Origin of the sequence: Caloramator australicus RC3 (assembly GCF_000297115.1) — a bacterium.
GTDB classification, from domain to species: Bacteria; Bacillota; Clostridia; order Clostridiales; family Caloramatoraceae; genus Caloramator; species Caloramator australicus.
This window is the reverse complement of the sequence record NZ_CAKP01000046.1, coordinates 16,786-43,233: the sequence shown is the minus strand read 5'-3', so window position 1 is coordinate 43,233 and position 26,448 is coordinate 16,786. Positions and strand designations below refer to the sequence as shown.

Annotated in this window: 27 protein-coding genes; 6 read left to right on the top strand and 21 right to left on the bottom strand. The window is 31.1% G+C overall.

Annotation, left to right across the window (positions count from 1 at the left end; translation table 11 throughout):
• Position 1: 1 nt before the first annotated feature.
• On the bottom strand, positions 2-322 hold the full coding sequence (locus tag CAAU_RS04850) for a transposase (protein WP_156792038.1): 321 nt from the start codon (positions 320-322) through the stop codon (positions 2-4).
• Between the two features lie 181 nt (positions 323-503).
• On the opposite strand from CAAU_RS04850, the gene CAAU_RS04845 reads away from it, so the two are divergent.
• On the top strand, positions 504-1,214 hold the full coding sequence (locus CAAU_RS04845) for a hypothetical protein (protein WP_008908313.1): 711 nt from the start codon (positions 504-506) through the stop codon (positions 1,212-1,214).
• 7 nt (positions 1,215-1,221) lie between these two features.
• Here the strand turns inward: CAAU_RS04845 and panD are convergent, their stop codons facing one another.
• Genes panD through CAAU_RS04825 form a run of 4 tightly spaced genes read right to left on the bottom strand, consistent with a single transcriptional unit; the run spans position 1,222 to position 4,152 of the window.
• A complete protein-coding gene (panD, locus tag CAAU_RS04840; RefSeq protein ID WP_008908312.1) occupies positions 1,222-1,602 on the bottom strand; it encodes an aspartate 1-decarboxylase in 381 nt (126 codons plus the stop codon).
• Positions 1,603-1,613: 11 nt separating this feature from the next.
• Entirely contained in the window at positions 1,614-2,459 is an 846-nt protein-coding gene (gene panC / locus CAAU_RS04835) for a pantoate--beta-alanine ligase (RefSeq protein WP_008908311.1), read from the bottom strand.
• 11 nt (positions 2,460-2,470) lie between these two features.
• Positions 2,471-3,307, bottom strand: coding sequence for a 3-methyl-2-oxobutanoate hydroxymethyltransferase (gene panB / locus CAAU_RS04830; RefSeq protein ID WP_008908310.1), 837 nt, complete (start codon positions 3,305-3,307; stop codon positions 2,471-2,473).
• Positions 3,304-4,152 (bottom strand): Rossmann-like and DUF2520 domain-containing protein, encoded by an 849-nt coding sequence (locus CAAU_RS04825; protein ID WP_008908309.1) that lies wholly within the window; start codon positions 4,150-4,152, stop codon positions 3,304-3,306. Before CAAU_RS04825 ends, panB begins: the two co-directional genes overlap by 4 nt.
• 150 nt (positions 4,153-4,302) lie before the next feature.
• Between CAAU_RS04825 and CAAU_RS04820 the strand changes: the two genes are divergently transcribed.
• Positions 4,303-6,177 carry a SpoIID/LytB domain-containing protein gene (locus CAAU_RS04820; RefSeq protein ID WP_008908308.1) on the top strand — a complete coding sequence of 625 codons (1,875 nt, stop codon included), beginning with the start codon at positions 4,303-4,305 and terminating at the stop codon, positions 6,175-6,177.
• Positions 6,178-6,196: 19 nt separating this feature from the next.
• Here CAAU_RS04820 and CAAU_RS04815 read toward each other — a convergent pair whose 3' ends face one another.
• The 6 genes from CAAU_RS04815 to CAAU_RS04790 form a co-directional block, all read right to left on the bottom strand.
• Positions 6,197-6,865: a phosphatase PAP2 family protein gene (locus CAAU_RS04815; RefSeq protein ID WP_008908307.1), complete on the bottom strand. Its 669-nt coding sequence runs from the start codon at positions 6,863-6,865 to the stop codon at positions 6,197-6,199.
• 83 nt (positions 6,866-6,948) lie between these two features.
• A complete protein-coding gene (locus tag CAAU_RS04810) occupies positions 6,949-7,614 on the bottom strand; it encodes a hypothetical protein (protein WP_008908306.1) in 666 nt (221 codons plus the stop codon).
• 142 nt (positions 7,615-7,756) lie between these two features.
• Complete coding sequence (locus tag CAAU_RS04805; protein WP_008908305.1) at positions 7,757-9,340, bottom strand: sodium:neurotransmitter symporter family protein; 1,584 nt, start codon at positions 9,338-9,340, stop codon at positions 7,757-7,759.
• A 272-nt stretch (positions 9,341-9,612) separates the two neighbouring features.
• Positions 9,613-10,263 carry a helix-turn-helix domain-containing protein gene (locus CAAU_RS04800; RefSeq protein ID WP_008908304.1) on the bottom strand — a complete coding sequence of 217 codons (651 nt, stop codon included), beginning with the start codon at positions 10,261-10,263 and terminating at the stop codon, positions 9,613-9,615.
• Positions 10,264-10,317: 54 nt separating this feature from the next.
• Positions 10,318-11,697: a sensor histidine kinase gene (locus CAAU_RS04795; protein WP_008908303.1), complete on the bottom strand. Its 1,380-nt coding sequence runs from the start codon at positions 11,695-11,697 to the stop codon at positions 10,318-10,320.
• Position 11,698: 1 nt separating this feature from the next.
• The gene (locus CAAU_RS04790; protein ID WP_008908302.1) at positions 11,699-12,373 is read right to left on the bottom strand and encodes a response regulator transcription factor; all 675 of its coding nucleotides are present in this window, start codon (positions 12,371-12,373) and stop codon (positions 11,699-11,701) included.
• 111 nt (positions 12,374-12,484) lie between these two features.
• Here CAAU_RS04790 and CAAU_RS04785 point away from each other — a divergent pair, with 111 nt between their 5' ends.
• Positions 12,485-13,804 carry an urease accessory protein UreH domain-containing protein gene (locus CAAU_RS04785; protein WP_341350034.1) on the top strand — a complete coding sequence of 440 codons (1,320 nt, stop codon included), beginning with the start codon at positions 12,485-12,487 and terminating at the stop codon, positions 13,802-13,804.
• Between the two features lie 101 nt (positions 13,805-13,905).
• Here CAAU_RS04785 and CAAU_RS04780 read toward each other — a convergent pair whose 3' ends face one another.
• Both CAAU_RS04780 and CAAU_RS04775 read right to left on the bottom strand, forming a co-directional pair.
• Positions 13,906-14,100 (bottom strand): hypothetical protein, encoded by a 195-nt coding sequence (locus CAAU_RS04780; RefSeq protein ID WP_008908300.1) that lies wholly within the window; start codon positions 14,098-14,100, stop codon positions 13,906-13,908.
• 126 nt (positions 14,101-14,226) lie between these two features.
• A complete protein-coding gene (locus CAAU_RS04775; protein WP_008908299.1) occupies positions 14,227-14,619 on the bottom strand; it encodes a secondary thiamine-phosphate synthase enzyme YjbQ in 393 nt (130 codons plus the stop codon).
• A 141-nt stretch (positions 14,620-14,760) separates the two neighbouring features.
• Between CAAU_RS04775 and CAAU_RS04770 the strand changes: the two genes are divergently transcribed.
• Complete coding sequence (locus CAAU_RS04770) at positions 14,761-15,897, top strand: S1C family serine protease (RefSeq protein WP_008908298.1); 1,137 nt, start codon at positions 14,761-14,763, stop codon at positions 15,895-15,897.
• Between the two features lie 27 nt (positions 15,898-15,924).
• Here the strand turns inward: CAAU_RS04770 and CAAU_RS04765 are convergent, their stop codons facing one another.
• On the bottom strand, positions 15,925-16,146 hold the full coding sequence (locus CAAU_RS04765; protein ID WP_008908297.1) for a DUF3892 domain-containing protein: 222 nt from the start codon (positions 16,144-16,146) through the stop codon (positions 15,925-15,927).
• A gap of 124 nt (positions 16,147-16,270) precedes the next feature.
• On the bottom strand, positions 16,271-17,263 hold the full coding sequence (locus CAAU_RS04760; protein ID WP_008908296.1) for a CapA family protein: 993 nt from the start codon (positions 17,261-17,263) through the stop codon (positions 16,271-16,273).
• Positions 17,264-17,358: 95 nt separating this feature from the next.
• Between CAAU_RS04760 and CAAU_RS04755 the strand changes: the two genes are divergently transcribed.
• Both CAAU_RS04755 and CAAU_RS04750 read left to right on the top strand, forming a co-directional pair.
• The gene (locus CAAU_RS04755) at positions 17,359-17,559 is read left to right on the top strand and encodes a 4Fe-4S binding protein (RefSeq protein WP_008908295.1); all 201 of its coding nucleotides are present in this window, start codon (positions 17,359-17,361) and stop codon (positions 17,557-17,559) included.
• A gap of 82 nt (positions 17,560-17,641) precedes the next feature.
• A complete protein-coding gene (locus tag CAAU_RS04750; protein ID WP_008908294.1) occupies positions 17,642-17,920 on the top strand; it encodes a cupin domain-containing protein in 279 nt (92 codons plus the stop codon).
• On the opposite strand, the gene CAAU_RS04745 is transcribed toward CAAU_RS04750, so the two are convergent.
• The 6 genes from CAAU_RS04745 to CAAU_RS04720 form a co-directional block, all read right to left on the bottom strand.
• Entirely contained in the window at positions 17,914-18,909 is a 996-nt protein-coding gene (locus tag CAAU_RS04745; protein WP_008908293.1) for an SPL family radical SAM protein, read from the bottom strand. The two genes, CAAU_RS04750 and CAAU_RS04745, sit on opposite strands and share 7 nt — an antisense overlap.
• A complete protein-coding gene (locus tag CAAU_RS04740; RefSeq protein WP_008908292.1) occupies positions 18,881-19,684 on the bottom strand; it encodes a 5'-methylthioadenosine/S-adenosylhomocysteine nucleosidase family protein in 804 nt (267 codons plus the stop codon). Before CAAU_RS04740 ends, CAAU_RS04745 begins: the two co-directional genes overlap by 29 nt.
• A gap of 72 nt (positions 19,685-19,756) precedes the next feature.
• Positions 19,757-21,637, bottom strand: a complete 1,881-nt coding sequence (locus CAAU_RS04735) for a beta-propeller domain-containing protein (RefSeq protein ID WP_008908291.1) — start codon at positions 21,635-21,637, stop codon at positions 19,757-19,759.
• A 76-nt stretch (positions 21,638-21,713) separates the two neighbouring features.
• The gene (locus CAAU_RS04730) at positions 21,714-23,465 is read right to left on the bottom strand and encodes a cell division FtsA domain-containing protein (protein WP_008908290.1); all 1,752 of its coding nucleotides are present in this window, start codon (positions 23,463-23,465) and stop codon (positions 21,714-21,716) included.
• A 9-nt stretch (positions 23,466-23,474) separates the two neighbouring features.
• Entirely contained in the window at positions 23,475-25,829 is a 2,355-nt protein-coding gene (locus CAAU_RS04725) for a hypothetical protein (RefSeq protein ID WP_008908289.1), read from the bottom strand.
• A 76-nt stretch (positions 25,830-25,905) separates the two neighbouring features.
• Complete coding sequence (locus tag CAAU_RS04720; protein ID WP_008908288.1) at positions 25,906-26,406, bottom strand: nitroreductase family protein; 501 nt, start codon at positions 26,404-26,406, stop codon at positions 25,906-25,908.
• Positions 26,407-26,448 lie beyond the last annotated feature (42 nt).

Below are 26,448 nucleotides of genomic sequence, written 5' to 3'. Positions count from 1 at the left end.
GTTAGAAAGATTTTAATAAATCTTCGAAAACAGAGTAAGAAGGTAAAGGTTTAAGAATATCAAAGCCACAAAGTTTAGCAATGATTAAATTGTTTTCTAGAAAATCTTTGAGATCAGTAATTTGAGCAAATTTCTCACATTTCATAACGATGAAGGCTCTAAAGAGAGCATGGCGAGAATAACCGGTAGGACCGTATTTAGAGGGGAGCCTATCAGGTAAAGGAGATAAATCAAGATTTTCAAATAGTTTTGTATAGAAATTAATAAGTTTTTGAGAAGTAAAGAGTTCAATAATGTTAAAAATTTCTTGACGTTGATACATAGAGATTTCCTCCTTTTTGTTGCTAAGTTTATGTTGATATATAAATATAATTCGGCAAAAATGGAGGAAATCCTATGAAATATATTTGAGTGATAAAAAAAATTTAGTCCTAACGGGCTAGTAGTTTCAAGGTCTTTAAATTATGCTCAAGGCTATAATCAACTACTAAAGAGGTGAAAAAATGGGAATTTATGTTGATATAGATTTAGATTTTCTAATAAAACCCATAAAACAAGAAGGTGAAAACAACAAAAGATTATATAAAGGTGAAGGCTGTTTTATAGATGATATTTATAACTTTGTATCCAACCTACAAAACCATGGTTTGCTAAACTCAAAGGAAAAAAAATTTTTTACAAACCATAAAAAGTCCTACACATATTGGTGGATAAAAAGAACTACAAATAATACCGTAATCCACATCGATGCCCACAGCGACCTTTATAGAAATAAACAAAAGGATCTTACCCTATTAAGGGATTTAGATATGAACTGCGACGACTATATGTGGTATGCCATCAGGGACGGTTTTATAAATGAAATTTACTGGGTTGTTCCTGATAATTCATATGATTTAAAGGACGAGAAGGTCTACAAAAAATTTGTCCCTCAAAATCTCTTAAAATCATTAGTAGTTGAAGAAAATCTAATCCACTATACCTTTGATGTTTTAACAAGGGTTGGTGAACAAACTATAGATTATTTTGTATTAACCTTTGATAAGCTTCCCTATTTTGAAAATATCGACCTTATAACAGTCGCAACATCACCTGAATTTTACTCTGAAAAGGCAGATGAATATATTTTTAAGGCTTTATATCTTTTGGGAGCTAAGGAGGAGGAAATTGAAAGGATAAAAAATTTTCACCTAGATATAACAAAAGCACCCTAAGGGGTGCTTAAACTATTTTTTTAGGCTCCTCATGTAAGAATTCTACTATTTTGTTATTCTCATCAACAAGAACAATCTTAGGCTTTAGGTTTTTTGCTTCCTTTTCATCAACAAAGCAATAGGCCATTATTATAATCTTATCCCCTGGATGAACAAGCCTTGCGGCTGCTCCATTAAGGCAGATATCTCCTTTACCTCTTTCACCTTTAATTACATAGGTATCTAGCCTTTTACCATTATTTATATTAACTATTTGGACCCTTTCATTTTCCAATATTCCTACCGCATCCATAAGATCTTCATCTATGGTTATACTTCCTACGTAGTTTAAATTGGCTTCAGTGACAGTAGCTCTGTGTATCTTAGATTTTAACATATTTAAAAGCATAGTCATCCTCCTTATGCTCTAACAACTGTATTATCTATTAACCTTGTTTTTCCAATCTTTACTGCAAGAGCTATTAAAACTTCTCCTTCTACTTTATCTACAGGCTTTAAATTTTGATTGTCGACAAATTCCACATAATCTATTACAGCATCCTTTGAGGTTTTAATTAAATTTACCATCTCATCCTTTATCCTTTTTACATCCCTTTCACCATCTATTATCATTTTCTCCGCAAGCTTTAGGGATTTATAAAGAACAAGGGCTTGTTTTCTTTCATCTTCATTAAGATAGGTATTCCTTGAACTCATAGCAAGGCCATCCTCTTCCCTAACTATAGGGCAAGGAACTATTACTACATCCATATTCAAATCCATTACCATTCTTTTAATTACCGCAAGCTGCTGAGCATCTTTTTGCCCAAAATATGCCCTTGTTGGTTTTACAATATTAAAAAGCTTAGTTACAACCGTTGCAACGCCTCTAAAATGTCCTGGCCTTGAGGCACCACAAAGCCCCTCAGTTAAGTTTAAAACTTCAACGTATGTTGAATAGTTTTCTCCATACATATCCTCCCTCTCGGGAATAAACACTATATCGCATCCTGCTGCTTCACATATTTTTTTATCCCTTTCCTCATCCCTTGGGTATCTATCGTAATCCTCATTAGGGCCAAATTGAGTGGGATTAACAAAAATGCTTACTACAACAATATCATTTTCCCTTCGTGCCCTTTCTATAAGGCTTTTATGTCCATCGTGAAGATATCCCATGGTAGGAACAAATCCAATAGTTTTTCCTTCCTTTAAAAGCTCCTTTGCTTTATTCTGCATTTTTATTACACTTCTTATTATTTCCATCCTTAAACCTCCTAATAAAGCCTTTTTATTTCTTCCACTATGTCTTTGTCTATTTTAAATGAGTGAGAATCCTCTGGGAAATCTCCCCTTCGAACCTCCTCAATATATTCCTTTATTGCTCCCTTAATTTCATCGCCAAGATTTCTATATTTTTTTACAAATTTAGGAACAAAGTCGCTGAAAAGTCCCAGCATATCGTTAACAACAAGTATTTGTCCGTCGCAGTATTTACCTGCACCTATTCCAATAGTAGGGATTGATATGGATTCCGTAATTAATTTTGCAACCTCATCTGGAACTGCCTCTAAAACAATCGCAAAAACTCCTGCGTCTTCTAAGTATTTTGCATCATCTATGAGCTTTTTTATACTCTCCTTAGTCTTTCCTTGAACTTTGAATCCCCCAAGCATATTTACCGACTGAGGAGTCAATCCAATATGGCCCATAACCGGAATTTGAGCCTTTATTATCGCCTTTACCTTATCTAAAACCTCAATTCCACCTTCTAGTTTTACAGCATGACATCCTCCTTCTTGAATTAACCTTCCTGCATTTTTTATAGATTCTTCAATTGATATATGATAGGATAAAAAAGGCATATCCCCAACTATAAGGGCATTTTTCGCCCCTCTTGCAACTGCCTTTATGTGATGAACCATATCATCGACGGTAACTGATAAGGTGTTTTCATATCCAAGAGCCACCATACCCAATGAATCACCAACTAAAATCCCATCTATCCCTGCTTCATCTATAAGTTTTGCCATAGAATAATCATAGGCCGTAAGCATAGTAAGCCTTTGTCCCTTTTGTTTTGCTTCTTTAAAACTTGATACTGTCCTTTTCATATTTCTTCACTCCTTAGTAAAAATTCTATTTCATCAAGATTTTTTGCCTTTTCATCATCACAAGATTTCTCCCTTTCAATACCAAGGGCAACAAGTCCGAGTTTTTTATAAATATCCTTATACTCCCTTAAACTCTTTAAATGCATATTTATCGTTTTATAATCCCCTCTAACAATAGGTCCCGTCAAGGCATCCTCTATCCCCTTTTCCTTTATATTTAAAAGGGCCCCCTCCATCAAGGGATAAATAGCATCTATAATAAATTCTTCCTTGATTCCACATTCTAAAAGTAAATCTTTAGCAATTTTTGATATGGCAACTAAATAGTTTGACGCAAAAACTGCCGCTGCATGATACTTTGCCTTATCTTGTTTGTTCAAAAGAAAATATTTTATCTCTGACTTGCCTAAAAATTCCTTTATATTCTCTATATTTTCCCCTTCTAAGGAAAATATAACTTTATTCAATTTGTCATAACAATTTTTATCTGTAAAGGGGTATAAGGGATGAAGAGAATATGAATCTACGCCTAAGTCCCTGCTTCCATTAAAAACATCAGAACTTAGGCATCCACTCATGTGAAATATTTTCTTTCCTTTGATATTGAATTTCTTAAGATTTTCCCAAACTTCTGATATGGCACCATCCGGTGTTGTTATGAATATGTAGTTTGATTCCTCTGCAAGTTCCTGAATTGAAAGAACACTAGACTTAGTAAACTCAGCAGCCTTTCTTGCTGAGTCTTCTGTCCTGCTAAAATACCCTGTAATTTTAAAACCCTTTTCATAAAGATAGCGTCCAAAGGCAGAACCTACCTTTCCAGCGCCAATAAAACCGATTTTCATATAAAACACCTCTTTTTATAAAGTCCCACTCCAAAAGGATGTAGGCTAAAATTATTTTAGCATTTTTTTTTATAAACAACAATAAAAATTCCCTTTAATAAAGTAAAATATTATTGTAAAATAAATACAGTAAAAGTTTGAGGTGATGATATGAGAAGAAAAAGGAAAAGCAAAAGTCCTTTAAGATATATAATCCCATTAACATTTATTTTGCTATCAATCCTTGCATATTTTCTATTTTTTTTCCCAGTTGACATCGATTGTGGTCTTGTTGCAGAAAAAAAGGAACTTAAAAATTATTACAGATTAAAAATAATTTATGATAAAAACATAAAATGGGTAAACATAAAGAAAAAGGATTTTATCGATGCGGCAGCTTATAAGATAAAGTTAAAGGGGATTAGAACTGTCTATTTTAAGCCTTTGAAATCAATATCAGGCAAGGTATATTCTAAAGATATAAATAATATAAATATCGATGACACTATATATAAAATATCCCAAAATATAAATTATTATATAAAAGACAACGATAATTATAAATTAGCCAAAAAAAGCTTTTTAATAGTTGGCCAATCGAGTTATCAATTTATATTGGATGAAGATACTATTAAAGCAATTATCCTTACCGAATTCCCTATTATAGATAAAATACGAGTTGGTCTATCAACCTATAACTTTTCCTCCTATGACCATAACCTTATTACAATTACATCCAAAAAAGGCTTTAGGATATATTCTAAGGACTTTGAAATAGATGTTAAGAAAAAAGAAACTGCAAGCTTTAGAGTATTAGGCAATAAAATAAAAATACTTATTGAATCTCCTAAAGATTCTTATCAAAAAAGAAAGGACATGATAATAACCGATAAAAGGATTTTCATTTCATCTGAAAATCCTGTGTTTATTACATCCTTAAAAAGAGAAAACGGATATACTCCCGAATATTATGGAAATTTAGAAATATTCCTAAAGGACAAAAGCCTTAGAATTATAAACGAAATAAATATAGAGGATTATTTAAAATACGTCGTCCCATCTGAAATGCCTGGATACGGCGGAATAGAAGGATATAAGGTTCAGTCGGTGGCAGCAAGGACCTATGCCCTATCTGAAATACTTGGTGGAAGATTTTCAAAACATGGTTTTAATATAGACGATACAACGCAAAGCCAAGTTTATAACGAAAGACCTACAAACGATCTTTGTATTAAAGCCATAGAAGAAACTAAAGGAGAAGTTTTAACTTATGATGGAAAAATCATAGACGCTAAATATTATTCAACCTCCTGCGGTTTAGGTGCAGCCTATGATGAGGTCTATCAAGAGGTTAAAAATTACAATCCAAAGCCATACTTAGATTTTAATAATTTTACTGACCAAACTATAAGCGAAATATCCTCAGAAGAGAATGCCTCAAAATTTTTCAAGGATTGGACCGTTAAAGCTATCGATTCCTCTTCTCCTTATTTTAGGTGGAAGGTGTCCATCGATTATAGTGAACTAAATAAAGCAGTAAGCGAAAATATATATAATAGATATTTAAAGGATCCGGATAACATTAAGGAAAAATGGTTCCTTAACATATATAAAAAGGCAACATTATCCGAAGAAGGTATAGGAAAAATTAAGGATATTTATATATCAAAGCGTAGCAAAAGCGGAGTTCCACAGGAAATGATTATAATTACCGATAATAAACAGTATAAAATAATTGGTCCTTCAAATATAAAATTTATCATAACTCCAAAGGAATTTGATATTGAAACTATTTCTGGGTTAAAACTTAAAAATATTAAAAGTCTTCCTTCACCATTCTTTATAATAGATAGAATATATGGTCAGACACGAATTAAAAGTATAACCATATTTGGCGGTGGATATGGCCACGGTGTCGGAATGAGCCAATATGCTGCAATGAATCTTGCAAATTCAGGAAAAACATATCAAGAAATTCTAAATTACTTCTATAAAAATATTAAAATTCAAGACATTAACGAAGCTATAAAAAGCAGTATGGAATAAGGCACCTATTAAGGTGCCTTTATTCATTAATCTCAATAGAGGTTTTTTGCCTGATTTTTTCAACTATAGCTGCATAATTTAAAGAATAATACATAATATATGCCAAAACCATTGCAGATAAAGCATCGTAAACGTAATGTTGTTTTATAAAAAGGGTAGATAAAATTATGGAAAAGGATATAACTGAAGATGTAATTTTTAATTTATATGAGATATTTTCTTCTCTGTTGATATAAACTGCTGCTAAAAAGGAATCTAAAACATGAATGCTCGGAAAACAATTATATGGGTTGTCCCTTTTATATATAAAATTTACAGCCTTTATAAATATATCGTCCCCCTTAAGTAGAGGCCTTGGAACAGTTGTTGGAAAAAAATAATATATAACAAAACATAAAGCCATTCCTATTATTATTCCAGAAAGAAGCTTAAAGTATTTTTTCCCGTCTGTTACAGCAAAATACACAAAGACAACAGCCATATAAATATACCAATAAAGATAGGGAACTACAAAATATTTATTAAAGGGGATTATAGTATCTAATGCTGTTTTAAGATGATATACCTTCCCCCTATAGTTATTTAAAATAACATAAATCTTTGTAAGTCCTCCAATGGAAAGCAAAAACAGCAACCTTAAAGCTATTTCTTTATAATTTGTCTTGACCTTTTCTACTATCCTTTCCATAACCATCACCCTAAATTTTCAGCTTATATTATAATATACCACTTCTTCCCTCTTTGTGCAAATAAAAAGGCTAATATATCAGCCTACACAAACATCTTTTTATATTTATATCCAAGATAAATAGTATAGATCGATGTAAAGAGCATTATAATACCTAAAATGGTTGAGATTATAAAAAGTCCCTTAACAAATTCTAAGGATCTTCCATAGGTCTTTGAAAGATCTAATAAAAAACTATTAAAATTATTTCTAACAAGATAGGCATTTCTTATAATAATAACTGAATTTAAAATTGATATCGGCATAACTGATAACCCTAAAATAAGTCCGTTTAAGCTTCTTTTTCTCATTCCCTTTAACCCTAAAAATATAGGCAAAATCATAAGAAGAGGGAGTAAATAAGAAAGATACTGCGGGGCTAATAGCATAAAGAGCATACTGGTTATAGTAAAGCTCAAAGTAATCCTTCTTAAAGGCCTTATGTTATCGTTGAAATCATAAACTGCAGCATTACAGTATCTTATAAAAAGCTCCAATTTATTTTTAAAATCCTTATCCTCCTTTAATAAATCCTTCCCCATATTTAGGATGCTTTCATAAATTATCCTTTTTTCTTCTTTTACTTGAAGTTCTTTATAACTTTCCTTTATAGCGTCAATATCCTTTAAATATTTATCGCTATTTTTTAAATTACTCCTTTGAAGTTTTATTTTAATATCATCTAAGAGCTTTAATAAGTTTTTATCCATATAATCCCTCCAAAAAATGCCTCCCTTTTGGGAGGCATTTTATTATTTGCTATGCTTTAAAAGTGAACTTAAAGTAACACCAACAGCTACTATAATAACACCCCAAGCTAAAATCATGAAGGTTAATGCCGCACCTGACATATTAATCCCTCCTTACGAGGACTCTTCCCTCATAAATTTCCTGTCCATATTTCTTGCCGATATTTCTATAAGCCTGAATAAATCCAATGATTAAAACTGCAAACATTACAAATCTTGCAGCTAAAACCCATGGAACAAGTTGTGGTGTCTTTTCAACAAAGCTTGGTATCCACTTGAAGTATCCAGCCTTAAAGTAGTCTCTTGTTGAGAAACCAAGAAGTATTATTATTGAAACCGGAGTCAAGAATTGGATAAACACGTTGTAGAAGGTCTTTGATACCTTCCAGAAGCTTCCCTTGTTCATTTCTTCAAGTCCTTTTAATCCAAGAAGCCATCCAGTAACTATTACTTCAAGAAGTCCAAGAACTACAAGAAGATAACTTCCAACCCAGTTGTCAAGCTCTGTAAGGTATGCAAGGTCAGCTGTTTTTGTAAGGATTGGTTCAAGTCCAACAGGAAGACCAAATATGATGTAGATTATAAATACCAATACTGCACCCACTCTTCTTGGAACTCCAGCTTCCTCTTCAAGGAGGGCAACTAGATAATTATACATAGCTATAGCACTTGTAAAACCTGCAAAGAATAGTAGCAAGAACCAGAAGGTTCCAAATATTTGTCCTCCCGCCATTTGTCTGAATATATTTGGTAGGGCTATAAAGGACAAACCAACGCCCGCTCCTAATCCTTCAGGTCCTAAGAAGGTATAAGCTATAGGAATTGCGATTGTTCCGCCCAAAATAACCTCAGCAAGCTCATTTAATGAAACCGTTGCAAGTCCTGAAAGAACTATATCATCCTCAGGCTTTAAATAGGATGCGTAGTTTTGGATAATTCCCATACCAAGGGACAATGTAAAGAAAATCTGTCCTGCTGCAGCAAGGGCTGCTGTCCAGTTAAGATCCTGCCATCTTGGTGACCAGATATAGTTAAGTCCTGCAATTGGAGTCCATTCGGGCTTAACTGGGGCACCAAGGGTTAGAGTTCTTATTATCAAAATAATACCAAACACATAAATAGTTGGCATCATGAATTTTGCCCAAGCTTCAATACCTTTTTGGATACCCCTCATAACTGCAAATCCTAATACAGCAAGGGCAATTAGCCAGAATACCATAACCTTTCCTGGACTTTGGATATACTTAACGAAATATTCACCAGTATTTATAGCCTTATCCATATAGCCGCCTGTTGCAGTTTCAAAGGCATATCCTAATGTCCAACCAATTATATGATTGTAATATGAGTTAAGAAGAACAGTAACTCCAAGGGCTAAGGCACCAGCAAGTCCACCAAGAATCCTTGCAACCTTTGGATTTGCACCTTCTCTTGCTTGAAGATAAACCATTGGTCCTAATGTTCCATGACCATATTTACCGCCGTACCTTCCTTGATTCCACTCAACAAGCATTAGAGGAATACCAAGAAGTATAAGTGCTGCAAAGTATGGAATCATGAAGGCTCCTCCACCGTTTTTTGCAGCCTGGTAAGGATATCTCCAGAAGTTTCCAAGACCTATCGCATTACCAGCCATTGCCAATATTAGTCCTAATTTGCTTCCCCAGTTTTCTCTTTTTTCGGACATTTACATCCCCCCTGACTATTTTTTAAACTTAAAAATAATAATACTTCATTTTTCAGAATAATTCAATATTTAAAATTTGTAAAATTTTATTAATTAAACTACTTTGTTACGAAAATAACGTCAGAAAATATCAAAAGGGGGGCAGAATATGTTCGTCAAGTATGCATAATTCTCTTAAAAATCCCGATGTTTCAAATATTTGTTATACTTTTTTAGTAAATATTTAATTTATAATATTAATAAAAATTAAAAAAGATGCTAAAAAGTTAACATTATAAATCTATTTCTAACTTTAAACATTTACCTACCACTGTGAAAGATTTAACATCTAAAGTTTCAGTTTTTAAATCATTGCCATGACTTACCAATAATACTTTATTTGCATCAAGCCTTTTTAACTGCCTTATCATTCTTTTTTTATCAATCTCTATTAGACATATAGAGTTATTTTCTATTTCAGAGGTTTTAAAAATCATTATATTATCTCCCTTTAATATCCTAAATCCCCTCATTGAATCGTCTGGAGCCTTTATGAAAATTATTTTCTCAGCATTATATCCCTCAATCTTTTTATCGATTATAGGAAGCATTTTGTATTCATATATCTCTTTAAAATAAACATCACACACGGGAATTTTCTTTAATATATTTGAAAAAGCCTCCTCCATCTCTTTATTTACTGGAAGGTTTTCATAATCCTTTATATTTTCAACTGGTTCAACAACTTCATCATATAAATCTTCATTCAAACTAACATTTAGCAATTTCTCAATCCTTTTTATCATATCCTCGCTAATTATTTTTTTCCCCATTTCTATTTCCATTATATAGTTTGGAGAAACACCAAGCTTTTTAGCAAGTTCTTTTACACTGATTGAAGATCTATTTCTTGCCTCTTCAATTCTTTTACCTATCCTATTCATATCGTCACCCCATTTTTGTATTTATTATTCTTATTATAACAAAAAATAAAAAATTTATTTATAGGGCAGCTTTATAATAAACTCGGTTCCCTTATTCAATTCGCTTTTTACTGATATTTCACCGTTATGCATGTTAATAATCCTTTTTACAATAGAAAGGCCAATACCAGCTCCCCCTGTTTTTTTATTCCTTGATTGATCTACCCTATAAAATCTTTCAAATATATATGGTAAATCTTTTTTAGGAATTCCTATACCATCATCTTTTATTCTAATAAAAACGCCTTCACTAGTTCCTTTGAGCTCAATATAAATTTTGCCACCTTCCCTTGAATATTTAATTGCATTTGATAACAAATTTATAATAACTTGTGTGATTTTATCTTTATCTGCATATAAAAACACATCTTCAAGGTGAGTTTCTAAAACTAATCTTTTATCTAAAAGACTTTTTTCGAAATTTAAGGTTATGCTCTTTATCAAATCCCTTAAATTTAGTTCATGTTTTTCAATTCTTTCCTCGATTTCATATTCTGCAAGAAGTTTAATATCCCCGATTAACTTATTCAATCTTTCTATTTCCTCAAGACAGCTTCTTAATCTATCCTCTGTCGGCTGCCAAATCCCATCAATCATAGCCTCCACATGGCTCTTTATGGTTGTTATGGGCGTTCTAAGTTCATGAGATATGTCCTGGGTTAATCTTTTTCTTAATTTTTCCTGTTCATCAAGCTTTTTTGAAAGTAAATTTATTGCGTTGATTAATTCATCTATCTCCAAAATTTCAGATTTATAATCTAAACTTTTAAATTCCCCCCTCGACAGTAAGTTCGTAGAATCTGAGACTTTCATAATTGGAGTTGCTATACTCTTAGAAATCAAACTACCAAATAAAAGTGCAAATAGTATAGCTAAAATAGAAACAACAATAGAAACCCCATTTAAGGTATTTAAGAACATTATATCATTATCTGTATAATAGTAGGGGCCATAATATCCTATATATAAAGTTGCAATAAATTGATCCTCTGAGTAGATTTTTTTTATTTCCTCCTTATATCCACCATTAAAATTTGGATACCTTTTCATCATAATTTTTGAATAATGGTCAAGTATATTTTGGCATTGCCCGCTATTGTGAAGATGAGCATCCCAAATAACTCTCCCCTGATTATCTACAAGCTTTAGTATCATACCATTTTCTAATGCAGATACACCTATGCTTTCAATGGATTTTACGTCCCATTTTCCGTCTTTATATTCCTCTTTAACTGAATTCAAAATCTCTATTGTTTTATTATTTATGTTATTGATAATATAATCCCTAAACTGCCTTTCCAAAATATAATTAGTTAATATAATAATAAGAAGAATACTAAAAATGCTAAGCATTAGATGAGACAAAGTTAATTGCCTTTTTAAGCTTTTTTTCATTCTATTCACCACCAAATTTGTAACCTAATCCTCTTATCGTTTTTATATATTTGGGGTATTTAGGGTCCTCCTTTAACTTGTGCCTTAAATTCTTTATATGGGTATCTATTGATCTATCGTATCCGTCATAATCCATTCCAAACACGTTGTTTATAAGCTCCTCCCTTGTAAAAACCTTTTTTGCATTTTTTGCCATATTAATTAGTATCTTAAATTCTGTTGGTGTCAAATCTATTTCCTCCCCATTTAATTTAACTCTGCGTCCTTCACAGTCTATTTCCAAACCTTCATAAATTATTAAGGGTAAAACCTCATCCTTTGACCTTTTAATAAGTGCCTTTACCCTTGCAACAACTTCCTTGGGGCTAAAGGGTTTTGTTACATAATCATCTGCTCCAATATCAAATCCCTTTAAAATGTCCTCTTCCATAGACTTTGCTGTAAGCATTAATATAGGAACTTTTGATTCTTTTCTTATCCTTTTGCAAACCTCCTCCCCTGTAAGATCAGGGAGCATAAGGTCAAGTATTATTATATCAGGCTGTTTTTCTAAGTAAGCCTGTAACCCTTTAAGTCCTGAAGCTTCTGTAAATACAATATATCCTTCCTTTTTTAAATAAGCCTCTAAAACATCGACTATTTTATATTCGTCTTCAATTATAAGCACCTTGTTCATGTGCCCACCTCCTAAATTTATATTAACCTAATTTTATGAACTTTTGTTGAAGATTCTTCATAAAAAACACACAAAAATTTATTAATATGTTTTTGGAGGTGGTAAGATGGGATAAGAATCCATAGAATCAAAGTCAACGATATGACGTGTTCCTCATGTGAAAGGAAGATAGAAAATGAAATAAGAAAACTTGATGGAATCACTTTTGTTAAGGCAAGCTATAAAATGGGAGATGTTACTGTCGAGTTTGATGACTCACTATGTAATCTTGAAAAGGTTAAAATTGCTATCAAAAAGGCTGGTTACAGCGTTGAAGTCGATAACGTAGAAAAAATTTTAGAACTTGTTGTATTAATCTTAATCATGGTTCTTTTATACAGGCTTTCCAATATGTTTAATATAACCTCCGCCCTTGAAGGGGAGGTAACATATTTAATCCTATTCATTATTGGAATATTTACATCCCTCCATTGCGTAGGAATGTGCGGAGGAATAATGCTAAGCCAAACCTTCAATTTCCAAGGAAATAGTAAGTTTTCAAGGTTTACCCCAGCAATTTTATACAATTTAGGTAGAGTCATTTCATATACAATACTGGGTGGGATAATAGGAGCTGTTGGTTCTATTTTTAGTCTAAGTCCTTATGCAAAGGCGTTTATAATGGCTTTAGCTGGCATCTTCATGATAATTATGGGGTTAAATTTTTTCGGGATAAAATTTTTAAGAGGGATATTATCGCCTGTCCACATTAAAGGAATCAAAGGTGGCAAAACCCCATTTATTGTTGGTTTATTAAATGGATTTATGCCCTGCGGTCCCCTTCAAGCTATGCAGCTTTATGCCCTTTCAACAGGAAGTTTTATAAAGGGTGCACTGTCAATGTTTGTTTTCTCCTTAGGAACCATTCCTATTATGTTAACTTTAGGCATTATATCCTCCTTAATTAACAAAAACTCCTCCCAGAAAATGTTTAAATACAGCGGTATTTTTGTGATGGTTTTAGGATTTATAATGCTATCAAGAAGTTTTGCCCTTGCTGGAATTAATATAAACCCATTAAAATATACTGCGCCAAACACTAAAGCTTCAGTCTCACAGTTCGAAAATGATGTCCAGGTAATAAGAATGGATGCCACATATAGCGGATATAATCCTAATGTTTTCATAGTTCAAAAGGGGATCCCTGTAAAATTTATAATCAACGGAAAAGAATTAACATCCTGCAACAATGCAATAGTTATACCCTCTTTAGGAATTGAAAGGGAGCTTACAAAGGGTGAAAACATAATTGAATTTACCCCACAAGAAGAAGGGGATATTGTATTTAGCTGCTGGATGGGGATGTTAAATGGAGTGATAAAAGTTGTAGATGACGTTTCATCAGTAAATCCTTCTGATGTTGTAATTCCAAATCAATTTGGCGGCGGCTGATGTTCAAACTAATGGCTTGGAAAGCCATAAAAAATGCGGCATAGCGCCGCTATTTTTTATAAATTATTTCTTTTTTCCTAAAGTATTCTTCCTCTGAGATTTCACCATTTGCAAGTTTTTTTATTTAGTATCTCTAACACATCGTCTTTATTAGGCTTAAATTCAGGTCTTTTTAATATGAAATAAATGCCTATTATTAAAACAAGCACTAAGGCCATCATCATAAAAAACATGAAAAATGGATAACTTCCACCAAGTCCATATCCAAATAATCCTCTACAAAATCCTCCAAACATTTAATCACTTCCTTTCATCTATTAGAATAAATGCTACAACACCAATCAATATTAAGAATATCAAAATCATAAATTTCACCTCTTGATGGTATTGTAGCAAGCATATGTGGAGAAATTATGTAGTTTTTATTCATTTATTATTTTCAAATAAAATTTTCTAAGTCGCGGTCCATCAAATTCGCAAAAATATATCCCCTGCCATGTGCCAAGCTTTAGGTTTCCGTTTTCTATTATAACAGTTACTGAAGAACCAATAAGTGATGCTTTTATATGGGCATCAGAGTTTCCCTCAATATGCCTAAATTTTTTAAGGTTTGGAACGATTTCATTAAGGCCATTTATCATATCGATTGTAACATCTGGATCTGTATTTTCATTTATAGTAACCCCTGCTGTAGTATGGGGAACAAAAATTATTGCTATTCCATTTTTAACTCCAGATTCTTTAACTGCTCCTTTTATATAGGAAGTAATGTTTATAAATTCCTCCCTTTTGTTAGTTTTAACATTAAATTCCATAGTTATCCTCCTTGTAAATATTTTTTTGTAAAATATAATAATATTATAGAAGCATAAAAATCAAATCATTAACAAAAAATTAATACTTTTTCCACCTTTTCTTCAATTTATAATTTTAATATAAGGCTTGGAGGTGGGAGCATGAGGAAAAATTTTAAGATTATATTTACTACTGCATTAATTTCTTCTTTATTAACAACAAGTATTATGGGTTCTATATTTTATTTTGGATTTTACAATAAAACTAATAAAAATTATACACCCTATCAACCTATTAGCACAAATTATACCCTTACAACATCCCAAAACATAACAAATACCAATACAGGCCTTACTATTCCTCAAATAGTAAAAAAGGTTTCCCCATCTATTGTGGCAATTAGAATGTCCATAACAATTCCAAATAGAATAAATCAAGTAATGTCACAGAATAAATCCGAAGGTTCAGGAATAATTTTTGATAAGAATGGATATATAATGACAAACTACCACGTTGTAGAATACGCAGACCCTAAAAATTCTTATAGTAAGTATACTACATTAGAGGTGTTTTTACCAGATGGAAGACAGGCTAAAGGTAAGTTTATAGGTGGAGATAGGAAAACTGATCTTGCAGTAATAAAGGTAGACCTTAGCGACCTTCCTGTTGCTGAACTTGGGGATTCAAGTAGCATTGAAGTTGGAGAGCTTGCAGTTGCAATAGGAAATCCCTTAGGTCTTGATTTTGCAGGTTCAGTAACAGCAGGTATTATAAGCGCTGTAAACAGAAAAGTCCAAATAGATGATAGAACATTAAACTTGATTCAAACCGATGCCGCAATAAATCCTGGAAATAGTGGTGGTGCGCTAGTAAACTCAAAGGGACAAGTAATTGGAATTAATACTGTAAAAATATCCTCAACAGGCCTTGAAGGCTTAGGCTTTGCAATACCTATTAACGACGCAAAACCAATAATAGATCAGCTTGTTATGTTTGGATACGTAAAAGGAAGACCATTTATAGGAATATCCGGAAGAGAAATTACTGAAACTATTGCAAAAATGTATAATATTCCGCAGGGTGTCTATATTATAGGCGTAACTCCTAATACGGGTGCATATAAGGCAGGAATACAAGCAGGCGATATTTTAATAAAGCTTGCAGGGCAAGAAATTAAAAGCCTTAAGGATGTAGATGCTGTAAAATCTAGATATAAAGCTGGGGATACAGTTGATGCAGTAATATATAGAAATGGGAAAAAGATAGCTTTAAAACTTACCTTCAGTGAAGAAAAATAAGAAAGAGGGGATTTCCCCTCTTTTAATTTATACTTCAGGTAAATTTTCTACATCGTCAAACCTGTTTGAGCCTAAAACTGAATGTATTGCTGGATGTCCATATTCATCAACGCCTAAAATAGCACCTTTTATTTTTCCTTCTTTAACCATTTGGGCAGCTTCGCTTTGACTTACTATCTCTCCACTGTTTAGCTCATAAGATATAATTTTGCCTTCATTATCCCTTAAAACTTTAACAATCTTTAACATATTATCCCTCCTAAGCCTTAATAAATGGCTTTAATTTTATTATTCCCTATAATTTTTATTTGACAGCATAAAAATACTTTGCAAAAATGGTAATAGGTAGTAATTTAAAAGGTTTCTAAGGAAATTAATATTCTCCTAAATCTTTAGACAAACTTTTTATCTTATTTAAAACCCTATTTTTTTCTTGCCCCTTCAATATCTTTGGACAATAATCATTTATATTTTTTGTTGACGATATAGAGCAAGGAATAATATTTATCTCAGTTCCCAAAGTTTTATTTTGGGAACTAAATTTTATTTTTATATTTAAAATGACAGTATCAAAATCCCTTGGCTTTCTATTTCCTCCATAGCAAAAATTTCCTAAGCTATAAGCAATGTATTTGCCTTTATAATTTTCAATTCCTTGAAGAACATGGGGATGATGTCCTAATATTAAATCAACACCATTATCGATTAAAAAATGGGCTATCTCCCTTTGAATTTTATTAGGAAAATATTCATTTTCTTCGCCCCAATGAAAGGTAACTATCAAATAATCGCAGTTTTTTCTTACTTTTTGAACTTCCTTTAATAAATAAGCTTTATAACTTTTAACGTTTAATTTTTCTAAACCAAACAATTTATAACCTAATATTCCTATTTTTATTCCCTTTACATTTTTGATTAAAATTCTTCCATTGCCATACCAATCTAAGCCATTTGACTTTAGAGCAGCCAATGTATCCTCGTATCCCTTTTTCCCATAGTCATAGATATGATTATTGGAAAGATTAACAACATCAACATACCCTTCCTTTAATATTTTTGCGTATTCCTTTTTGCCTTTAAAATTGTAGCTAATCGAAGCATTCTTTATCTTTAAATCCTTTGAATTTGTAAGGGGTCCTTCAAGGTTGGCAATTGTCAAGTCATCCTTTTTAAATAATCCTCTAACATTTTTAAAAAAATAAGAGTAATCCTTCTTTGTATCAAATATATAATCAAAACTATACTTATAGTCCTGACCATAATAATTACCAAGAGTGCAATCGCCAATGGCATTTATATTGATTTCTTTAATATCTTCAAATCCTAAAAACAAAAAAATAATTAATGATATAATAATTCTTTTCATAATTACCACCTTTTTTATATTGCATTTTCTTTAAATATATTATATAATACTTTTGCATTCCCCCCAGGGGTATAATTTTGTAGGAGGTGTGTTTTATGAAAAAAGCTTACGTTGATCCTAATATATGCGATAGATCACCATTCTGTCCTGCAAAAAGGGTTTGTCCAGTTGGAGCAATAACACAAGAGGTAAAAGGCTTTTTTGGTGCATCAACACCAAAGGTAGACCCAAACAAATGTGTTGGTTGTGGAAAATGTGTGCAAGTATGTCCACATAGAGCTATAAAAATGGCTTAATGCTGCCCAAAGGCAGCCTTTTTTATTTCTATTGAAAAATTATTTTATTTGCATTATAAATTTACTTAGGGAGGTGTTATATATGATAAAAATAATAAAAAGAAAAATGAGTCTTGAAGAAGCAAAAAAACTTGGGATTGACACATGGGGAAGATGGAGCTGCGATGTTTCAACATTTGATTGGGAATATGATGAAACTGAAACCTGCTACATATTTGAAGGAGAAGTTATCGTTAAAACAGACTATGAAGAAGTTCATATCGATGAAAACACCCTAGTGACTTTCCCAAAAGGGCTTAAATGCACTTGGATTGTAAAAAGACCTATCAAAAAGGCATATACCTTCGAATTTATTCAATAAATTTTTTCTTCTTCTATATATTTCTTTAATTCAGATATTATAAATTCCCTTAAATTTTCTTCATCATCGTAACTTACATATCCTTCTTTGTTAACAAATTTATAGGAAAATATTTTAGAATAAGGATTTAATTTCCTTATTCTTTTTATATGTTCTTTACTCATTCTAAAGGCACCAACATTAATATCCCTAATGAGATTTTTATCAAGTTCCTTAAAGACTTTTTCAATAAAATCTTTATAAATCTTCTCAAAGTTCCTAACCTTTATAATAGGTTCAATAGAAAGTCTAACCCTTAACCCCTTTGATTGAGCAGCTTTTATATCCTTAAGCCTTAGATCTAAAGATGGCGTTTTATTTTCATAGAACTTGATTACATCATCAGGCAAAAGTGTCCAAGCCAAAATTACATTTTCAGGTATATCAAGTTTAGCTATAAAATTAAAGTTTGAACTTTTAGTCCTTATCTCAAACAGGACATTTTTATTCTTTTTGGCATAATCAATATAATCATTGCAAAAACCCGTTAAACCTTCAAAGGCTAAAATGTCAGAATCATAGGAAAGTGCTACATAAATTTTTTTATCCTTAGTTTCTTCATCAATTGCCCTAAAAAAATCTTCAATATTGACAAAAATAACAATATTCGATGAGTTATATAGTCCCCTTAAATAGCAATACTCACAATCATAAATGCAATTTAAAATATTTGATGTATAAAAGAAATGTTTATATCCAAAGTTTTCACAAAGTTCAGAGCCCTTGTATAAGAATTCATCTCTTTTTTTAGCTAAAATTAACTTTTGACTCTTCTTTTGAAGCAAAAAATCCTGCTTGGGCCTGTTAAATACATCTTTATAATTATCTATAACTATAACCTGCCCATTTACAACTTTTCTTAAAATATCAGTAGTTTTTTCATATTCAAAAACATCCCTTTCAACATATATATGAGAAAAACTATTTAGATAAAGTTCTGATGATTTCATTATAATATTTCTTCCCTTCGTTTTTTGTTTTTACTTTAATTTGTAAAAAAGGTTCTAAAATATTAATGTCCTCTCCCCTAATTTTAAAGGAAATATATTGCTTTATAAGTTCGTTTTTTTGAAATTCCGTTAGATTCAAATTCTGTGAAATCCCTTGTAAAATTGTCTCATCCTTGTCATCCAAAAATTTTTCCCTTTTATTTGCATTATAAAGCTTTACAATAAAATCCTCAATCTTTTCTATATTGTCCTTAATAACATCATACACAAAGTCATGATTTAGTCTTTTTCCATCAAGATTGTCAGAAACAATTTTAATAACTTGAAGCTTATGGGGAGGTAGGAACTTACTTAAGGCTTCGAAAAAAGCACTACCCTCCATATCGCATAAGTCCTCCACCATATCTTTTATAACTATCTTAGAAAAAGTCTCGAGAGTTCCTTCATCAAAGGAGTGTTTTATTAATATATCAGGGTAAAAGCTTCTTCCTGTATCATTATCCTCAATCTTGTTTATTAAAACTGCCTCCCTTATTTTTCTTTTTAAACTTCCAGCAATTCCTATGTTAACAAAGGCTTCACATTCTAAATTGTTTTTTGTAATAAAATAAACTGCAGATGCTGCTGCATTTATTTTACCGTATCCGGATACAATAAGTTTTATATTATCCCCCTCAAAAACTTCAAAATAATTTTCCTTCATATTTTTAGAAAGCCTGAACTTTTCAATTAAAGGCTTAGCCTCGGAATATAGTGCACACTGGATTAAAATCATTATCATCACCTAAATTTATTTATATCAATATTGCAGGATTAAGTCAACAAAATAAGGCACCTTAAAAGTGCCTTATTTTAATTCAATTTTATTAATTTCTTCGAAGGTATTAATGTCGCTTGCCTTTATATACTTATCTGAAATGGTATATATTACGTCGTTTATATATATTATTCTGTGAATTGCCTCATTATAATCAAATCCAATATATTTATCATCACCAAATTTTGTTATATGTGTAATTTTGCCCTTCAGATTTAATCCTTTTTCTACATCTACACCAAATATATATACCCCTTGAAAACTAAACTTTCCATAATCAAAAGGTTTATCTAAATTTGCAGTTTCAAATATAGTAACTGGGAAGGCAAAAATGTTCTTTTCCTTTGAGAAAAGTAGTGCCTTATGATTATATAAAAGCTCTGAATAGCTTCCCCTTCCTCCTATTATAATTGTATCCTGTTCCTTCGGATTTTCAAAATCCGTAATATCAAATAAAGATAATTTTAATCCACTTTCTATAGTTGTAGTAAAAGGCTTGCCATCATATCCCGTAATCTCTACATCCTTTGTGTTTACTCCAAAGCCTATTATATGATTTTCATCATAGGGATGTAGATAGGTGCTGAATCCAGGTATTTTAAGGTATCCTAATACTTTAGGTTCTTTGGGATTAGACGCATCAATTACAAATAATGGATCAATATTTTTATAGGTTACCAAATATACCTTATCTTTTAAAAACCTTGCTGATTTAATATTTTCACCTTCAGCTAAGCCTTCAAGCTTTCCGACAAGATTCATATTCTCATCAAGGATATATAAATTATTAGATGTATCCCCACCTATAACGTTTGAAAAACTAGTGGTAGCTACTCTGAAATAACCATCGTATTCATCCATGGAAAATTGATTTAAAAGCATGCCTTGAATCTTTGCACTATTTGTATACCTTACTCCATCCTTAATATTAAACTTGTAAATTATAGTGTTGTTATTTTGATAACTATATTCGCTTACTGCAACATAAATATTATTTAATGAAGCATAGACATTTTGACCTGAACCTAAATATGTCTGAATGTCTGCCTTATCATCCTTTAATATATCAAATGAAGAAAGCAAAATATAATTAGGTTCAACATATCCAGGGAAATATTTTATGTCCTTAAAGTCTATTTCATTTTCTCTACCTGCTCTATATACGCTATCCTTATACATAGGTTTTATATCTTGATTAGCCCTGTAATCATAAAGATATTTATTTGTTATCATATAAAACTTAGAATTAATCATCCTAGATGTTAGATAATCACCATCAACCTCTATAGTTCTTTTAATCTTAATATTCTTTTTGTTGCTTATATCATAAACTAAAACTTTTGTAACTGGTTTTGTAATAACTATTGGCCTAATTACGTTTTTAATTATTTTTCCGCCTTCTACTGGGCTTCCTTCTTTTCTTATATTAACATATTTTCTACCAATCACTACCAAATTGTTTTTATAGACATATAAATCGTTAGGATAAAATGCACCAAGGTCATACTTAATTTGACTTACGACTTGCATTTCCTCAGCGGGATAAGCTTTAACTATCAACAATCTTTCATTGTTGACTTGATAAATGTATTCACCATCTGTTTTTACAATATCAGACTCATCAACGCCATCTACTTGAACATTTGTGTTAGAATAGTCAGCAGCAGCTGTTTTTAATGCCCTTTCATCCGTCGTGAAGGTTAGCTTATAGAAGGGTTTTATTTTTTCAGATTTCTCTAATAGTTTAATAAAATTTTCATAGCTACCTACTGATGGCAATGAGGGACTATTTTGAGCTGCCAGCTTTACTTTAATATCTTTATATGTTGCATTGGCAAAAACTACTATAGGAAAAAGCAAAATTATAATCATTATTGTTAAAAAGTTTCTTAATCTTATGGGGAGCCTCATTTTTTTCACCTCTTTATTCCTTCTTCACTAAATTAGACAGCATTTTTTAAATTTTGTTCCATTATTTGGTCAAGTTTTAAGTAAATTGTATTTCTATTTCATCCCCATCATATATTTTATCCGTATAGGATGCCTGCCTTCCATTAAGAAGAAGTTTAACATTCTTTACACTTTTTATATCAAAATCTATGTAATTAAAAACATCTATAAATATATAACCATCCTCTTTATTTTCTAACTTTATTTCTTTACCGTTTACTTTAACTTTAATAAAGTTTTCTTTATCTATTATTGTTACCTCATCTCCATCTTTTATTTCATAATTTAAATCAACCAATTTTGAATTTACATAGGCAACTTGACCATCCTTTATAAATTCTTTTATAAAAGCCTTCGCATCCTTCCCATCTACTGCTTCTTTTACGATAATTTCATCCCCATCTTTAACCTCTGCCATTATGTTGGATAGTTCACCATTCAACAATATTAATCCTTGAGTTGGATTTTCCCCATATATTTTCTTTTGCTCCCCATTTAACTTAAAGCTTAAACTTTTTCCGCTTCTTCCAAACAATTTTAAAGAACTTAATCCTACCTGAGCTAAACAATCCGAAATCTTCATTTTTCTTCCACCATAAAGTTTCACCTCTTTGCCATTAACTTTAACTTCAATAAAAGTATTTACATTAGTTGAAGTTAAAGCAATACCTATCGGAGTTATTCCCTCAGGGCCAAGCTTTTTTGTGCTCATGTTAATAATTCCCTTAACAGCTTCAAGGCCTTTAACTACTACCCTTTCCTTTGGAAGATTTAATTGTTGGGATATACATTCTGATATACCGTCTATTTTACTGCCTCCTCCTACTAAAAAGACAGCATTAGGGGATTTCCCATTTAAGTCAATTATTTTTTCACAAATCAACATTCCCATCCTTTTTAGAGCATCTCTTATTGCTTCCTGCAGCTCTTCCTTCTTTATTATCTTTTTATTTCCCAAAACATCTATATATTTTATCTCCTTTTTCCTTGTCCCCATTTCCATCTTAATTTTTTCAGCCGTATTAAAATCTACCACCAAATAATGGCATATAGCCTCCGTAATCTCATCCCCTGCAAAGGGAACCATACCAAATCCAACTACGGTTCCATCCTTTGTAATTGCAATATCGGATGTTCCAGCTCCAATATCCACAAGGGCTAGATTTAAAAGCCTCAGATCCTTAGGTATTATTGCGTTCATTGCGGCAATGGGTTCTAATGTTAGGTTCTCAACCGTCATATTACATCTATTTATAACTTCGTATAATCCATCGACAACTGACCTTGGTAGAAAACTTGCAAGGACTTCAACAGAAATTTTATTGGCTTTATGACCCTCTAAAGACATAATAATATAATCATTTAGATAATAGTTCACGACGGTATAGCCTACGCAATAGAATTCTTCATCAGAATTATCCTTCTCCATCATATTATAGGCACCCTGAAGGGCCTCCATCTCAATTTGGCCTATAATATGCATATCAATGAAGGTATTAGTTTCAAAGTATTTATCCAATTTATACTTACATGTTTTAAGGGTTCTACCTGCTGCTGCAATCGAAACCCTTTCAATCTTTATGTTCAACCTTTCTTCTAATTTATTTTTAACTTTTAAAACAACTTCAGAAACTGCTGCAATATCGTGGACTTGTCCATCAAACATGGACCTTTTTTTGTGTTCTTCTATTTCTATATCTTTTATTATCCTTTTCCCATCTTCAACATAATAAGCAACTCCTATAACAGTTCTTGTCCCTATGTCTATTGCAAATTTTAAATCTTCCACAAAACCACCCTACCTCTTTAATAGTTTTTCATAAATATTCTTCCACATTATAGGCACACTAAGTCCACTGCTTTCAAATTCGTTTATTATATCAAGATTAAATTTTTCAATTGAAATATTCTTGTATTCTGAAAACATTAGAATTAGAAAATCATTAAATTCCTCAACCTTATTTTCCTCACCATAAAGCCTGTATTTAGGTTCAATATAAAAGTAAAAATAAACTAAAAAAGTAAGCAATACATGATAGCCAACCTCTTTGTTTTCCTCGTAGAATTTAAAAATATTATTTGTATAAAACTTATAAAACTCCAATTCATCCTCTGGGTTATAAAAGTAAATTATGGACTTATGGTCTTCCACATCCTCTATTAATCTTAAAATATTAGGTAATGTCCATAAAAGAAAGTTCTTATATTTATCTCCTGTAAGAAAGTTTATCCTACCAAAACTTTTTATTAAATCATTTATTTTTGCCCGCGCATCTTTGCCTTCCTCTAAAAATATACCAAAATCAAGTAGAGAAGTAACATCTGGGCTAGTGTTTATTTTCCTTATTCTTTTAATTAACTTTATCCATTTAACAATATCCTTTACTTCGTTTATATCTTTAAAATCATAATGTTTTTCAAAGAAATCAATAAGCATCCTCGTTGCATCATCGCTAAGCAGTAATTTTTCATTTATTACCCTATTTATTATTTTTATTACTTCCCTTGATGCATTTTCATCATTTATTTTTAACAAATAATCCTTTAAAATTTTTTCAAAATATTCTCTATAAAAATCATCGAACTTTTCTAAAACATTTTCAGTATAAAATTCAAAAAACTTCACTTTATCTTCAGCATTTTCAAGCCTTAATTTAAATTCTTCATATAATACTTCAGAATTTTTGTTTTTTATTTCCCTTCTTAACTGGTAGGATATAAAATCATCCTTTTGATCTATAATTGAAATTAAAATTCCAATGAGAGCAGCTTGTTTTATTTCATTCTCAGACTTGTCGAATAAAATAATAAATAAATTGCTAAAAAACTCCGGACTATTTGATACCAAATTTAATAAAGACTTGATCTTATCTATATCCTCAAATATTACATTTAAAGATTTTTCTATTAAACTTCTTATCCCTTCATTTTTTAAAGCCTTTTCAAAGGTATAATCAAGTTCAAGTAGAGATTTAATTGTAATGTATAAATAAAAGTAGTGAATTTTTGAATCTTCGATTTTATTTAAAATTGCATTGATAAATTCTATTCTTTCTTCCTTTAAGTTTGATTTGATAAAATAAAGTCCTTTATCCTTTATAATATTAAACAGTTCATCAATTTTATCGATAAAAGAATTTAAGTCTATATCTTTTAATATCATCTCATCTAAAAGAAATCTTATTAGCTCTTGGCTTCTTTGAATTACAAATAAATTATCAGAATCTAAATTTTTTATTAAAAACTTTAGCATTACGTCACAATCATAAGCATTAAGCTTTGTTATTAATACTTCAAAATTTTTTTCTAATGACTTAAATATTTCAAATATATTTTCATCAGGTAAATTAAAGGAAAATACTATAATTCTAATTAGAATTTCCCTATCTATTTCCTTTGCATCTATTCCTATTATCTTGTATAACCAATATAAATTATCTATATCAGGGCCAATTTTTTTTAGTTCAAATTGTTCTAAAAAATTATGAAAATCAAATAGATAATTCATATTAATGGTATATGCCAGTTCAATCAAGTTAGTAACCTCATATCCTCTGCCTTTTAAAATTTTACCTTCGTTTAAATTAATAGCATTTGAAGTGTTTATTCCCTTCACAAATTTTATATCAACCTCTTTAGGGAAAGCCTCATCTGTTGTAAAATATATATCCTTTGCAAATTTTATTGGGAATGCATGATATAGGGCTACTAACAAAGTTTTATAATCGTCAAATATTATATTAACCTTTTCTCCATCTATCAGTTTGGAAATTAAAATGTAAATCCCTCTATTCTCCGAAATAGTTTTTAAAGCCTCAATATTAAACTCATTTAAAGTTATATCCGCATATTGAGAATATTCTATTTTACAATCAAAAAGTTTAAAGGGATAAAAGTCTATATCGTCAAATAAAAGGCATTCTACTGTATAATCGTTGCTACTTCCTTCCTTAGAAAAGGCTCTTGCAAAGCAGTATTTGCTATTATTAAGTTTAAAATAATAAAAATATTCAAAGGGTTTATTTATATCCCTTTTAAATATTTTCTCAAGTTCATCTATATGTCCCTTTGCTCCTTCAGAATATTCTACTGCTTTAAACCTAATTAAAATAAATTTCTTTTGATATTTTAAAATAACGTAGTCGGCCCTCATCATAATCCCCCTTTATTTACATTTTATCCTTTAATAAAGTTAAATTCAAATAAAAAAGGCCCAAAAATTTGGACCTTTACCACTTATTATAATGTATTTTTTGCGGATCAAACCTATCAACTTCCTGCATTTCCTGATCAGGATATCCTACAGCTACTATGGATAATGGGATTACATTTGATGGAATACCGAAGATATTGGATATATCCTTAACCCTTGTATCATCTGGATATACTCCAATCCAAACAGTTCCAAGCCCCTTATCCGTTGCCTCAAGCAGGATATTCTGAGTTGCAGCTGAACAATCCTGAACCCAAAAACCCTTATACTTTTCTTTATTTAAGTCGCCACAAACTACTATAGCAACAGGAGCTTCATAGAGCATTTTAGCATATGGATGAACATCTGCAATTCTTTTTAAAACATTTTTATCATCAACAACTATAAACTCCCACGGCTGTTCATTTCCTGCCGACGGTGCTGCCATAGCTGCCCTTAAAAGGTCATCTATATCCTCTTTAGCAACAGGTTTGTCAAGATATTTTCTTATGCTTCTTCTTTTAAAAATTTCATGCATATAATCACCCCTTCATTTTCTTCTGTATATTATTTTCCCTTT